We start from the raw sequence: 13689 nt of genomic DNA on the forward strand, positions 1-13689 counted from the left end.
GGGCGATCGATGCGACAGATTACCGCACCCGAGTTGGCCGCCTGGCTGGCCGACCCGGCGCGCGAGCAGCCGCTGCTGCTCGACGTGCGCGAGGACTGGGAATTCGAGACCTGCAAGATCGCAGGCTCGGTCCAGATCCCGATGCACCTGATTCCAGTGCGCGTGGGCGAGATCGACGACGACAGGGAGGTGGTGTGCATCTGCCACCACGGCGCGCGCAGCATGAACGTGGCCGCCTTCCTCGAGCGTAATGGGTTCAGTAACGTAACGAATTTAACGGGCGGGGTACACGCCTGGGCCGTACAGGTCGATCCGTCGATGCCGAAGTATTGACCTGATCCTCAACTAGATGACTCCTGTGGAGATAGCAATGCAGAAACCCCTACTTGCCGTGCTGCTTGCCAGCGCGTGCTTCTCGCTCAACGCCCACGCTGCCGACCTGATCCAGGTTTACCAGCAGGCGCTGGCCAACGATGCGACGTATGCGAGTGCGCGCGCCTCGCTGGCCGCCGGCCGCGAGCGGATCACACAGGGGCGTGCAGGCTTGCTGCCGACCGTGGGTCTCAGTGGTGGTATCAGCAAGAACGACAACGACTTCGATCCATGGAATATCGGCCAGGTGGGCACCTTGCCGAACGGCCAGCCGGGCATCATCGATTCGACCGGTTCGAACCTGCGCACCAACGAATACACGCTGTCGCTGCAGCAACCGCTGTATCGCTGGGATCGCTGGCAGACCTACCAGCAGAGCAAGCTGCAGCAGGCGATCGCCGAGGCGCAGTTCGCCCAGGCCCAGCAAGACCTGATCACGCGCGTGGCCACGGCCTATTTCGACGTGCTGGCGGCGCAGGATAAACTGGAGTCGACCCGCGCCCAGAAGGAAGCGACCACCGAACAGCTGGCATCGGCCAAGCGCAACTTCGAGGTCGGCACCCAGACCATCACCGATACCCACGAGGCGCAGGCCGCCTATGACCTGGTGCTGGCGCAGGAATTCGCCGCCGTCAACGACCTGGACAACAAGCGCAACACGCTGCAGACGATCATCGGCACCGCGCCGGGCAACCTGGCCGCGCTCAAGCCTGGCGTGACGCTGGCGGTGCCGCAGCCGGCTTCGGTCGATCCCTGGGTGTCGTCGGCCGAGAACCAGAACTATGGCGTGACCGTCGGCCAGTTGCAAGTCGAGATCGCCATGCGCGACATCTCGCGCAACCGCGCCGGCCACCTGCCGACCGTCGACCTGGTGGCGAGCTCGACCCGCCGCGACGTCAACGGCCGCACCGGCAGCTCGGGCGACACGAAGAACAACGCGATCGGCGTGCAGTGGAGCGTGCCGATCTTCAGCGGCTTCGCCGTCACCAGCCGGGTGCGCGAATCGATCGCGCTGGAAGACCGCGCACGCAACGACCTGGAAGCGACCCGCCGCAACGCGGCGCTGCAGGCGCGCCAGTCGTTCCTGGGCGTGAACAGCGGCCTGGCCCAGGTCAAGGCGCTGGAAGCGGCGGAAGTGTCGAGCCAGTCGGCGCTGGAGTCGAACAAGCTGGGTTACCAGGTCGGCGTGCGCATCAATATCGACGTGCTGAACGCCCAGCGCCAGCTGTACCAGACCCGCACCGACCTGTCGCGCGCGCGCTATGACGTGATCATCAACGGCCTGCGCCTGAAGGCGGCGGCCGGATCGCTGCGCGAGGCGGACCTGGTGCCGGTGAACAGCTTGTTGGGAGAGTGATCTTTTGTGCCTGCGCTTGGGTGCGCAGGCAGGTGTGAAAAAGCCCGGGAGGCCAGCGTGCTGGCACCCCGGGCTTTTTCATTTTTAAATTACAGCGCCCGTGCGCGGCGCCACTGGATCAGTTCGGCGATGGCGAGGATCGGGAACGCGCGCTCTTCGGCGAACTGCTCGATCTGCTCGCCGCGCATCATGGTGCCGTCCGGGTTCATCAGCTCGCACAGCACGGCGGCCGGCTGCAGGCCGGCCAGCCTGGCCAGGTCGACCGAGCCTTCGGTATGGCCGGCGCGCGCCAGCACGCCGCCCGGGGTGGCGCGCAGCGGGAACACGTGGCCGGGGCGCACCAGGTCGTCCGGCTGGGCATTGCGCGCGATCGCGGCCTGGATGGTGGAGACGCGGTCCGCAGCCGAGACGCCGGTGGTCACGCCGTGGCGGGCTTCGATCGAGACCGTGAACGGGGTGCCGTAGCGGCTGCCGTTTTCCGGCGCCATCGGCGGCAGCTCGAGCGCGCGCACCTTCTCGTCGGACAGGCACAGGCAGACGATGCCGCTGCATTCGCGGATCATCAGCGCCATCGTTTCGACGCTCAGCTTTTCGGCGGCGACGATCAGGTCGGCCTCGTTTTCGCGGTCGAAGTCGTCGAGCAGGATGACGGGAATGCCGGCGCGCATGGCGGCCAGGGCGGCGGCGATACGACCTTCGAGGTCGTTGCTTTGAAGGGTGTAGGTAGGGACTAACATGTGAAACGCTCCTCGCAGTGGTTGGCGAAAAACGCATCAGGGCAAAGCGAAACCGCGCACCTGTCCAACCGCGAAGGCGCGGGTGAGCAGGCGCATGACAGCGCACATCTTCTTTCATCCGGACTATACCGTCGGCCCTGGCTTCTCACCAGGTCTGCTGACCCTGCTCAATGGGAGTTGAGCAGGCGCTCGCGGGCTCGACCCGTGAAGGTCATACCGCCGGTGGGGAATCGCACCCCGCCCCGAAGACGTAATTACATTGTGGTGCACTGCTCAGCAGCAGGCGGAGGGATTGTAGCAGCGGTGTGCGGAGTTTGCTGGAGGGCAGTCGAATCCTGGCTGCCGCCCCGTCTGTCAGTCTTGCTGGGTGTCCCATTGCCAGATAGTTTTCCCATACGATGACTCGACATCTGGAAATGCCTCGCCATGCTCAAACCAACGTCTCGACTGTAGGCGCGCGGGCGTGAAGTAGTACCCCGAGTTCTGGCACTTGTCGCCTGCTTGGAAGCGTCGGGTCGCCCATGTGGCAGAGGGCATGGACGATTCAACTTCTTCTATGGGCTCGAATTCTCCCTCTACAATCTCGACAAAGCACCAGCGTGTCGGACGCGCCGTGAATGCATAGCGTGCGACCAAACTCGGAGCTAATGCGAGACTTAGTGAATTGTTCGCGTATTCATCGCTTGCCAGATCTGGATTTGACAAGTTTGCCAAGACAAAGTCACGCATTGCTGCTTCATCGATCCAGAGCTTGGATCGTCCAACTGCGGCCAAAGCTGCTAGACCCAGATCGTTAAATGTCGAGCTAGGTATTAGTTTGCCATTTGGTGAGCCATTCCATGCGAACTGCAGAGACGCGTGCGGATCGTCAACGGCGACATATACACCGGTTCGGGGCGGTACTTGGTCCGTACCTGAAATAACCTCTGGCAATACCCGAAACTTTGGAATTGTCTGCATTGCCGATGCATGATCTACCCATGCCAGCGCAAGTTCGAAGTCGCTCCACCAACTTACTTGATAACTTTTTTGCATCGTGCTATCGATCTTGCGAGCATAATTTGAGAGTTCGGCGAACATGGCATCAAATTGCTTTTCTTCGTCAACAGTGGCCCATTGCATCGAATACTCGCTTAATCCGCGAGCACACTGGTGAGTGCCTGTGACATGGAAAATATTGGAGGAGCGATCCGATATGTCTTGCGCGACAGATTGTTGAAAATCAGCTAAAAATTGCCAGGCGCAATTTGACCAGTTCTCGGTTGTATCGCGATCCCCCCATTGTGCGCTACGCAAGAATCGATCCCTGCCCTCAATGCGGCTTTGATTGACTTTTGATTCAGCAAAAGATTTTATTTGATAGACTTTTTCGCGAAGCCCTTCTAAATAACTTAACGATGAAAAATAGTATAAGAGAGCCGCTTGTTTCTTTTGCCAAGTAGTGAGTGAAATATTCTGAGTCATGATTTTTTTTCGATCTCATTTGTTAATTTTTGTGATTTGGCCAGGAAGAGATGGAAGGCCGATCCTTTTGCTGAAACCAGCTCCTCCGAATTCGGTATAGTCCCACCCGGTTTCAAACGGGCCACTTATATTTGGATGATTGATGGATTCTCGTATTTCGACATACTGATTTCTCTCGGGTTTTCCGATTCTTTCGTATGTGGATCGATCAATTGGCTCAGTCAGGTAGTCATCTTCTTCGCCCGTTTTCTTATAAAACTTTGTTGTATCGTTCCGCGGGTCAGTCCTATCGATTTTGAAAACTATTTGCTCTCCCCCACCTTCAAGATGATGATCTGACAACATTTCCTTTTTCTGACCAGCTGCGGGTCCTTGCCATGCCTTTAATGTCTCTCCTGGCTTGACGTCATAGACAACAAATTGACCATTTCCATTCCAATCTGGCCACACCGCGAGAATTTTTCTCCAAGCAGCTTTTGGATCTGGAGAGTTCTGTATCTCGTTAAATACTTTTTCGCTTATCCAGCAGTCACTCATGGCTCGGCTATTAGGAGAAATAATCCGAAAAAGACGTGTTGGTCCTTTGATGGAAACACTGGCCATTTTGTGGAAAGATTCGATGTTGTCATCGCTTAGCGGCGGCCAACCCTCTTTGACCTTTTCCTCGACGCGCTGGCGTTCTAGTTTTACTTTTTGTGAAGGAAATTTCAGATTTTGTCCCGTGCTCAGCCATGATGGCTTCGGATTCGCATTTTTTAACTGGGTTACGGCTGCCGCCTCCGGAATTGCTCCACGATAGTGGACATTCTTAACGCTTATAATTCCGTGGCGCAGTCTTAGCGATTCTTTTCCCAGTCGCATGATGATCGCATCGAGTATTTCCTCTATCGGCCCACATGCTTTCCGTAACCCCTCATCCGCTTTCCCACGAACCCAAACAATTGTATCGAGCGCCGCTTTCGCCTTGGTTCCCACGCGTGGAATATGCTCGACCTTGGCTACAAGGGCTCGTGTCGTATTTACGCCTTTGTCGAACGCGCATAATAGCCGCGCCAGGATTCGTTTTCGCCTTGACCTGCTTGATCTCCTTCGCGAGCCACGCGAACACATCGTCGACCTTGAGACGACGAAGGTAGTGCTGACATGTTTCGCGGCGTAGCAACGCCACCACGCACGTCATCGAGGCATCTACGGCAAGCGAAAATCCCTTGCTTGCTCCCCGTCGTACATACGAGAAGAACACCTTCAACACGCCCTTGACCAAGGACCCAAGAACCGGAAACAGCCCGATGAGCGTCAGCGCCAGCGCAACCCTCGCCCATGTATCGTCCGGTTCCTGACGCAGCTTCTTGCAGTTCGCGACCAAGTCCCGCACATCGCAGACCTGGTCGACCAGGGGAATCATCGAGATCGCGGCATCGGCCACGATCTGTCCGGTGGACCGGTTCTCATTGAAGTCTCCCTGAATCGCCTCCCAAAACCACTCCCAGGCACTTTTGTCGTCCTCTGTTTCTGCTTGTGGCGTGCCGGTACTCCATGCAACTGCACTACGCAACTGGGTAGGATTTATCTCGGCCATTGCTACGCTCCGGCAGGCACTGCGTTATGGGGAAGACGTCAACGGGTCAATGCTTCCAATGGATCGTGAGGATCCTCATCGTCAGGCTTTCGCGGCTTGTAAATGACCTTCTTGACCGCCTTGTTTTCGACGTTCTCGTGCAAAGCCTTGCCATCCCTGTCGAGCGTTCCCGTCACGACTGTTCCATCCTGAAAATGGATTTCGTAATCGACGTCGGGGATGCCCTCGGCGATCTCAGGATCGAGGTAGTGCAAGGCAATCCAATGCTGCATCTCGGGACTGAGTTCTCCCGGCAGATTGCGCAGATTGGCGGTATTGCGACCGCCCTTGTCGAAGAGGTGCTTGCCACCCTTGACCGAAAACTTCCCCGGACAGGCGAAGGTAATGTCCCCACCTTCCAGCGTGATCGCCGACTCGCCCGCCTGCAGCACGATCTTTTCCTTCGCCTTGATCTCAATCCGATCATTCACCGAAATCACGGTGACTTCCTTGTCAGCCAAAATCTCCAGCTGATCCGTATGCGCCTGCAATGACACCGGCCCGTTCGCCGCGATCGCCTGGATCCCGCCCGCATGGGAAAACAGGCTGGCCGCGCCACCCGCCACGGTCGATACCGTATGCGCCGCGGCGATATGGAAATCCGACTGCGTCGTCCACTGCATCTGCCCGCCGGCATAGACCACGGTCGATGCCGGCGTCGCCCAATTCACGCTGGCCGCCGAATCCATCAGAACGATCGCCGCCCCAAATTTTTCAACGGGCTGCTCGCCATCGAGCTCGCGCGACCCAGCCTTGGCCTTGAGCGCCGTCTGCCCCCCAACCGCGCCGTCGTACTTGCCCTTGGCCTGCGGATCGATCAGCGCGATGAACTCCTCCTGCGCCTTGGCCGCGTCAAGACTGAACAGCGCCTGCGACTGACTCGCCGCATCGCGCAGCGCATCGCCCAGCGACTGCGCCGCCTTGAACTGCGCCACCGCCTCCGCCGCATCCATCTGCGTCGACGTGATCCCGCTCCCGAGCTGCGGCCGCGCACTGGTCGATAGCAGCACACCTTCACCGCCACGCACGACCGCCCAGGCATCGGTGCGCAGCTCGAAGCCGCTGCCGCGATAGCGCCCGCGCTGTGACGTGCCGGGCGGTTGCTCGATCAGATAACCAAGATTGAGTTCGCTGCCGGCGCTGCTGCTTGCCAGCCGCGTGCGTAACTGGCCGGACGTATCGTCCACCTGCCACTGATTGAAACCGCCGCCATCGAAGTTTTGGCTATGGATCCCGGACAGCACGCCGGCATGCTCGGCGCCGGAATCCACGCCAGCCGGGAAGGGCGGCAGGTCGACGCCGTTGTGCAACTGCGCCACGATGACCGGCCGGTCGATGTCTCCTTCGATGAAATCCACCAGCACCTCGGTGCCGATGCGCGGCGTGAACACGGTGCCCCAGTTCGGCCCGGCCAGCGCCTCGGCCACGCGTATCCAGCTGCCGGAAGCGTCATTGCCGGGCGCGTTGCCCCGCTCATCCAGGTTGTGCGACACACCACCCGGATTCGGATTGACACCACGTTGCCACGCGAACTGGACTTTTACTTGATGATCGCGCGTGCTGGTGGCGACCGCATTTGGCAAGCCGACCACGAGTGCGGTCTGCGGCCCCAGGCTCGTGCAGGGATGCGGCGCGGCGGTTGCGACCGGCACCAGCGCCACCACGTCGCGCACGCAGGCGAAGGTGTTGCGGTAGGTGCCGTTCTCGACCTGTTTCGACGCGCCCGCGATGCCCGTGTCGAAGTTGTTGCGCGCCTCGTGCCGGACCCACAGCACGGTGAAGGCGTTGGCGCCGGCAGGATAGCGATCGTGCTGCGTCAAGGTAAAGCCATGTCCCGCCGCCAGCCGGCGCACGGCGCCCGCGCCTTCGAAGACCTTGTTGTCCAGCTCGAGCGCCAGCAGCATCAACTCGCTGTGACCGCGCATCGCGTCGCCAGTGTCTCCGCCGATGCGTTCGCCGCTGCCGTCATGGATGGAGAGCACCGGCAGGGCGCCGGCGTCGAGGTGCGAACCCAGTTCGGCCGCCGGCGCCAGCAAGATGGCCGGATTCCAGCTGCTGATGCTGACGCCGTTCGCGGCAAGCCGGCGCCGCGCGTGGAATGCGTCGATCGCATCGTCGTGCTCGGTCGCGCGTACGCCGTGAAAGCGCAGCGTCGCGCCGCCCGGCGTCGGGGGAATCCGCGCCCTTCGGTCGAAGATCACCAGCCGGTGCCGCGCCTGGCCGTGGTCGGCGCCCGCCACTGACTCGAACGGAGAATGATCGAAGCGCCAGCTCAAGCCCTCGGAGGCGAGCAGCCGCGCGAAGAACGCGTAATCGCTTTCGCGGTACTGGGTGCAGACGGGCCGTGGCGCCAGTTCCTGCGTCACGTCGAATGAGACTTCGACCTGTGGATAATCCGCCAGTAATTCACAGACGATGTCGCGCACGTTCTTGTTCTGGAACAGGTAGCAATCGCGCCGCAGGGTCAACAGCGCCAGCGCCGGTTCGAGCACCAGCCGGTAGCGGGCGACGCCGCCATCGGCGCCCAGCCACGAGGCCGCCGTACACAAGCCATGCCAGGCGCGCCGGCCGCCATCCGGCTGCAGCAGGCCGACGCTCAATTCTTCGCCGATGAAGGAAGAAAGATCGAGGTCGGTCGAGGTGCTGAGCGCATCGACCTCGAAGCGGAACAGCGCATTGACGGCCTCGCGTCCCGAAAAGCGCTCCGCCACGAGCGATTGCGGCAGGCCGCTTTTCTGGCTGCTGGCCAGGGTGAGGAGCCGCGCATGCTGGCTCAGGCCCGTGCCGAACAGGCCGAGCACGGCGGGGGAGGGAAAGGCTCTCATGGGCGCAGGCAGGCCTGGATGGACATCGTCGCTCCTTTGCGTTGGCGGCAATGTCGATCTTAAGAGAGCGGGTCTTCCAGGTGATGCCTGCAGGCATGACGGCCGTCAAGCCGCAAGTGGGATATGCGTAACGGGTAGGTCGAAATAAAAAATGGCGCGGTGCCTGAGGCGCCGCGCCATTCTTGCTGAAAATCCAGGCAGTACTTAGTTGCTCAGCCCACCGCCGCCGGCATGGTCGGCGCGCTCGATCAGCTCGACCTTGTAGCCGTCCGGATCGGTGATGAAGGCGATCACGGTGGTGCCGCCCTTGACCGGGCCCGGTTCGCGGGTGATGTTGCCGCCGGCCGCGCGCACCTGTTCGCAGGTGGCGTAGATGTCTTCGGCCGAGATCGCGATGTGGCCGTAGGCGCTGCCCATGTCGTAGCTGTCGGTGCCCCAGTTATAGGTCAGCTCGAGCTCGGCGTGGTCCGGATTGCTGCCGTAGCCGAGGAAGGCCAGGCTGTACTTGTATTCCGGATTATCGCTGGTGCGCAGCAGTTTCATGCCCAGCACCTTGGTGTAGAAGTCGATGGAGCGTTGCAGGTCGCCGACCCTCAACATGGTATGCAGGATGCGCATTTTGGCTTGCCCTATGTGTTTCGAAGAACCGCCATTTTATGCGTTCGACGGCATCCTTGCCGGAGGCGCCGCAGGCAGGCAGGCCCGCGGCGCGCCGGATCAGTTCTCGAGCCTGGCGTCGAGCGTGATCTTCGCGTTCAGCAGCTTCGAGACCGGGCAGTTTTCCTTGGCCGTGGTGGCCGCCTTGTCGAAGGCTTCCTGGCTCGCGCCCGGGATCTTCGCCACCAGGTCGAGGTGCACGGCCGTGATCGAGAAGCCGCCCTCGACCTTTTCCATCGACACCGTCGCCTTGGTGCGCAGCTCGTCGGCGGTGAGGCCGGCCTGGCCCAACTGGCCCGACAGCGCCATCGTGAAGCAGCCCGCGTGCGCCGCGCCGATCAGCTCTTCGGGATTGGTGCCCGGCGCGTCTTCGAAGCGGGTGTTGAAGCCGTAGGGCTGGTCCTTGAGCGCGCCGCTGCCGGTCGACACCTGGCCCTTGCCATCCTTGATGCCGCCACTCCAGACGGCGCTGCCATCGCGTTTGATCGTCATCAGTTATTTCCTTTCCTTGTCGTTGTCTTCGGGTGCAGGCTCGGCGTCATGGTCGCGCATGTCGCGATGACGGTCGGGCTGCGGCTTGGCCTGGCCACTGGCGCCGGGGGCGGGATCGACCGCCTCCGAAATGCCGGGCGTGTTACGCGAATCAGTGTCGACCAGGCCCTGCTCGAGGTCCTTGGCCGCCTGCTTCATGACGCCGCGCGGCGCCTGGTCCTGGCCGTCCGGCGTCTCGTCGCGTTCATGCGGCTGGCGTTTGACGCCATCGTTGCTCATCGGTTCCTTGGTATTGACGAACCGGTCCTTGGATTCGGTCACCATGGTGCTCTCCTTTGCATTTTCGTCATCATCATCCTAACTTCCTGTCGCTGAATGAGTCGCGCAATTGAACCTTGTAATTTGATGATGCTTTTTTGCAATTACACGGCTAAGATGGGAAGGTGAACGTATTGACTGAAGGCGCGCCTTGAGCACCGACACCCTGACCCACGACGCCGGCATCGCCTGCAAGAACTGCGGTACGAATTCTCACGGCAATTATTGCCAGCAGTGCGGGCAGGCCGTCCACCTGCACGTGCCGAGCGCACGCGAATTCCTGCACGAGTTCATCGCCCACTACGTGGCGCTGGAAGGGAAACTGTGGAAGTCGCTGGCCCTGCTGATCGCCAAGCCGGGTTTGCTGACCTGCGAATACATCGAGGGCCGCCGCGTGCGCTATCTGGAGCCGCTGCGCCTCTACCTCACCTTCAGCATCATTTTCTTCGCGCTGTTCAAGCTCAGTGGCGTCGAGCTGATGCGCTTCGACGAGCCGACGCCAGCCCTGGCCGCCGCGGTGGCTGAAGGGCGCGCCAAGGAGACGGTGCTGGGTCCGGCCATGGGGGCGGACGCCGCCGAGTATGAAAGAGTCCTGGCCGTGCTCGAAAAGAGGGCCAGCAACGTGCATCCGGTATTGCGCGAACGGGTGGCGCGCTTCCTGTCCCTGACCCCGGCAGCGCAGAAGGCGGCGCTCAAGCAGGCCTTCTACAGTTACACGCCTTACGCGATCTTCGCGATGATGCCGCTGTTCGCGCTGTACCTGAAGATCCTGTACCTGGGCACCGGACGCCGCTACGGCGAGCATTTCCTGTTCGCCCTGCACGTGAATGCCTTCGCCTTCCTGATGCTGTCGGTGATGATCCTGGTGCCGGAGACCTGGAAATTCATCACCTTCGCGCTGTTGCTGTGGCTTGTGTTCTACCTGCCGATGGCGATGCGCCGCGTCTACGAGCGCAGCTGGGTGGGCACCGTGATCCGCTGGATCGTGCTGATCTTCGCGCACGTCGTGACCCTGGCCTCGGCCGTATTGACCGTGATGGGCATGGTACTGATGGGCTGAACCTGTCGGCTCTTGCAGGGCAGGGGCAGCGCCAGCTATACTGTTCATCTATACAGTAATTGCCGAGCGCCGTATGGCAGCCGCAGGGATTATCGGTTAATCTCAGCCTGTCGTTAACCCACTATCGCAGAGACCGTCATGCCCGCTTCGCCCCAACCGCAACAGATCATCGCGCTCGTGGTGCGGCACAACACGGCAGGCGTCGAAGAGCCGGTCGGCCGCATCCGCGATTTCCTGCAAGAGGCGGGCTACCGCGTGGTGTTCGAAGCCGATACCGCGGCGCACCTGCAACTGGATAACATCGATTCGATGACCGTGGCCGAGATCGGCGCGCAGGCGAAGATCGGGATCGTGGTCGGCGGCGACGGCACCATGCTGGGCATCGCGCGCCAGCTGGCCGAGTACGACATCGCCCTGGTCGGCATCAACCTGGGCCGGCTCGGTTTCATCACCGACATTCCGCTCGACGACATGCTGCCGGCGCTCAGCGAGATCCTGGAGGGCCGTTCGCGTCTGGAGGAACGCACTTTGCTCGAGGCGCGCGTGATGCGTGGCGGCGAGCAGATCTTCTGCAGCGTGGCCGTCAACGACGTGGTCGTGGCGCGCGGCACCGGCGCCGGCATGGTCGAACTCAAGCTGACCGTCGACGGTCAATTCATGTACAACCAGCGCTCGGACGGCCTGATCGTGTCCACGCCCACCGGCTCCACGGCCTATGCGCTGTCGGCCGGCGGTCCGCTGCTGCATCCGAGGCTGAAAGGCACGGTGCTGGTGCCGATCGCGCCGCATGCGCTGTCGAACCGGCCGATCGTGGTGCCGGATACCAGCGAGATCGTGGTCGAGCTGGTCAGCGGACGCGACATCAGCGTGAACTTCGACATGCAGACCTTCACCAGCCTGCAACTGGGCGACCAGATCGTCATCTCGCGTTCGCCGCACACGATCACCTTCCTGCATCCGCTCGACTGGAGCTACTACCACACGCTGCGCCAGAAGCTGCACTGGAACGAATACCCCACCAACGACGGCAAGCTCAAGTAAGTCGCCACGATCCAGCGCCTGACCTGATCGCCACAGAATCGCCAATCACCGGAGACCCGATTTTTCATGCTGCGCACACTGACCATCCGCGACTTCGTCATCGTCGACGCCATCGAACTGGAGTTCTCGAACGGCTTTTCGGTGTTCACCGGCGAGACCGGCGCCGGCAAGTCGATCCTGATCGATGCGCTGCAACTGGCGCTGGGCGGACGCGGCGACGCCAGCATGGTGCGCGAAGGCGCGGCCAAGGCCGACATCACGGCCGATTTTTCGCCGACCGAGGCGGCCAGTGCCTGGCTTGAACAGCATGAATTCAGCGTCGAGGAGGGCGGGGCGCTGCTGCGCCGCGTGATCGACAACGCCGGCCGTTCCAAGGCCTATATCAACGGCGTGGCCGCCACCGCAGCCCAGCTGCGCGAACTGGGCGAGCTGCTGGTCGACATCCACGGCCAGCACGCCCACCAGTCGCTGCTCAAGCCGGACGCCCAGCGCGCGCTGCTCGACAATCAGATCGCGGTGCGCGATCCGCAGGCGCGCATCGAGGCGCAAGCCGTGTCGCAAGCCTGGCGCGCCTGGCGCGCGCTGGTGCGCCAGCGCGAAGAATACGAGACCAATGCCAAGAACGTGCTGATCGAACGCGAGCGTCTCGAGTGGCAGGTCAGCGAGCTGGATAAACTGGCGCCGAAGGCCGGCGAATGGGTCGAGATCAGCAACGAGCACAGCCGCCTGTCGCACGCCGCCAGCCTGCTCGAAGGCGCGCAGGAAGCCTTGGCCGCGATCTCGGAATCGGAGCATCCGATCCTGTCGCAGCTGTCCTCGCTCAACGCCAAGCTCGGCAAGCTGGTCGACGTCGATGCGCAGCTGCAGGCGGTGCTCGACTGCATGGAGCCGGCCCGCATCCAGCTGCAAGAGGCGGTGTCCGAGCTGAACAACTACATCGACAAGGTCGAGCTCGACCCTGACCGCCTGCGCGAAGTCGATGCCCGCATGGACGCCCTGCACAGCGCCGCGCGCAAGTACCGCGTGACGCCCGAAGAACTGCCCGAAGAACATGCGCAATTGGCCACCAAGCTGCGCCAGCTGGCCGACGCCACCGATATCGACGGCTTGCGCAAGCAGGAAGACAAGGCCGCAGCCGCCTATATGGAAGTGGCGGGGCGCCTGTCGGCGCGCCGCGTCAAGGCCGCCGCCGAGCTGGGCACGCAGGTGACGGCCGCGATGCAAGAGCTTAGCATGAGCGGCGGCAGCTTCGCCATCGGTCTCAACAGCGGCGAGCCGGGCGCGCATGGCCTCGAGCAGATCGAATTCCTGGTCGCCGGCCATGCCGGCGTGGCGCCGCGTCCACTGGCCAAGGTGGCCTCGGGCGGCGAACTGGCGCGCATCTCGCTGGCGATCTCGGTGATCACCTCGAACGCGACCACGGTGCCGACCCTGATCTTCGACGAGGTCGACACCGGCATCGGCGGCGGCGTGGCCGAGGTGGTGGGGCGTCTCCTGAAGCGCCTGGGCCAGCAGCGGCAAGTGCTGTGCGTGACCCACCTGCCGCAGGTGGCGAGCCAGGCCAACCAGCATTTCCAGGTGGCCAAGGGCACGACCGGCGAAGGGCGCACCGTCTCGCGCATCGACGTGCTCGACACTCGCGCACGGGTGGAAGAGGTGGCGCGCATGCTGGGCGGGATCGAGATCACCGAGACCACGCGCAAGCATGCGCGGGAATTGCTCGCTTCCTGAACCACTGCGCTTCCACT

The 13689-nt window shown here is 62.0% G+C and carries 13 protein-coding genes and 1 riboswitch; of the genes, 5 read left to right on the top strand and 8 right to left on the bottom strand.

The genetic code is table 11. The features are described 5' to 3' along the window. Positions 1 to 9 precede the first annotated feature (9 nt). Positions 10 to 333, top strand: coding sequence for a rhodanese-like domain-containing protein (locus J3U95_RS16425; RefSeq protein ID WP_109346086.1), 324 nt, complete (start codon positions 10 to 12; stop codon positions 331 to 333). Positions 334 to 370: 37 nt separating this feature from the next. Continuing rightward, positions 371 to 1729, top strand: a complete 1359-nt coding sequence (locus J3U95_RS16430; protein WP_208279748.1) for a TolC family outer membrane protein — start codon at positions 371 to 373, stop codon at positions 1727 to 1729. 89 nt (positions 1730 to 1818) lie between these two features. Here J3U95_RS16430 and ribB read toward each other — a convergent pair whose 3' ends face one another. The 8 genes from ribB to J3U95_RS16470 form a co-directional block, all read right to left on the bottom strand. Continuing rightward, positions 1819 to 2466: a 3,4-dihydroxy-2-butanone-4-phosphate synthase gene (gene ribB, locus J3U95_RS16435; protein WP_208279749.1), complete on the bottom strand. Its 648-nt coding sequence runs from the start codon at positions 2464 to 2466 to the stop codon at positions 1819 to 1821. 102 nt (positions 2467 to 2568) lie between these two features. Continuing rightward, positions 2569 to 2720: riboswitch (FMN riboswitch) on the bottom strand. Positions 2721 to 2820: 100 nt separating this feature from the next. Next, positions 2821 to 3930, bottom strand: a complete 1110-nt coding sequence (locus tag J3U95_RS16440; RefSeq protein ID WP_208279750.1) for a hypothetical protein — start codon at positions 3928 to 3930, stop codon at positions 2821 to 2823. A gap of 15 nt (positions 3931 to 3945) precedes the next feature. Then, positions 3946 to 4905 carry a hypothetical protein gene (locus tag J3U95_RS16445; RefSeq protein ID WP_208279751.1) on the bottom strand — a complete coding sequence of 320 codons (960 nt, stop codon included), beginning with the start codon at positions 4903 to 4905 and terminating at the stop codon, positions 3946 to 3948. Beyond that, positions 4844 to 5509, bottom strand: a complete 666-nt coding sequence (locus J3U95_RS16450) for a hypothetical protein (RefSeq protein ID WP_208279752.1) — start codon at positions 5507 to 5509, stop codon at positions 4844 to 4846. The genes J3U95_RS16445 and J3U95_RS16450 overlap by 62 nt, the downstream gene beginning before the upstream one ends. Before the next feature lie 38 nt (positions 5510 to 5547). After that, the gene (locus J3U95_RS16455; RefSeq protein WP_208279753.1) at positions 5548 to 8373 is read right to left on the bottom strand and encodes a type VI secretion system Vgr family protein; all 2826 of its coding nucleotides are present in this window, start codon (positions 8371 to 8373) and stop codon (positions 5548 to 5550) included. 204 nt (positions 8374 to 8577) lie between these two features. Further along, the gene (gene gloA, locus J3U95_RS16460) at positions 8578 to 8991 is read right to left on the bottom strand and encodes a lactoylglutathione lyase (RefSeq protein ID WP_208279754.1); all 414 of its coding nucleotides are present in this window, start codon (positions 8989 to 8991) and stop codon (positions 8578 to 8580) included. Between the two features lie 99 nt (positions 8992 to 9090). Continuing rightward, positions 9091 to 9522: an OsmC family protein gene (locus J3U95_RS16465; RefSeq protein ID WP_208279755.1), complete on the bottom strand. Its 432-nt coding sequence runs from the start codon at positions 9520 to 9522 to the stop codon at positions 9091 to 9093. A gap of 3 nt (positions 9523 to 9525) precedes the next feature. After that, a complete protein-coding gene (locus J3U95_RS16470) occupies positions 9526 to 9846 on the bottom strand; it encodes a hypothetical protein (RefSeq protein WP_208279756.1) in 321 nt (106 codons plus the stop codon). 145 nt (positions 9847 to 9991) lie between these two features. On the opposite strand from J3U95_RS16470, the gene J3U95_RS16475 reads away from it, so the two are divergent. The 3 genes from J3U95_RS16475 (at position 9992) to recN (ending at position 13672) form a co-directional block, all read left to right on the top strand. Continuing rightward, positions 9992 to 10900: a DUF3667 domain-containing protein gene (locus J3U95_RS16475; protein ID WP_208279757.1), complete on the top strand. Its 909-nt coding sequence runs from the start codon at positions 9992 to 9994 to the stop codon at positions 10898 to 10900. A gap of 138 nt (positions 10901 to 11038) precedes the next feature. Beyond that, positions 11039 to 11941: an NAD kinase gene (locus J3U95_RS16480; protein ID WP_208279758.1), complete on the top strand. Its 903-nt coding sequence runs from the start codon at positions 11039 to 11041 to the stop codon at positions 11939 to 11941. 66 nt (positions 11942 to 12007) lie between these two features. Continuing rightward, complete coding sequence (gene recN / locus J3U95_RS16485) at positions 12008 to 13672, top strand: DNA repair protein RecN (RefSeq protein WP_208279759.1); 1665 nt, start codon at positions 12008 to 12010, stop codon at positions 13670 to 13672. The last annotated feature ends 17 nt before the right edge of the window (positions 13673 to 13689 follow it).

Source organism: Massilia oculi (assembly GCF_017582745.1).
In the GTDB taxonomy this organism is placed as follows: domain Bacteria; phylum Pseudomonadota; class Gammaproteobacteria; order Burkholderiales; family Burkholderiaceae_D; genus Telluria; species Telluria oculi_A.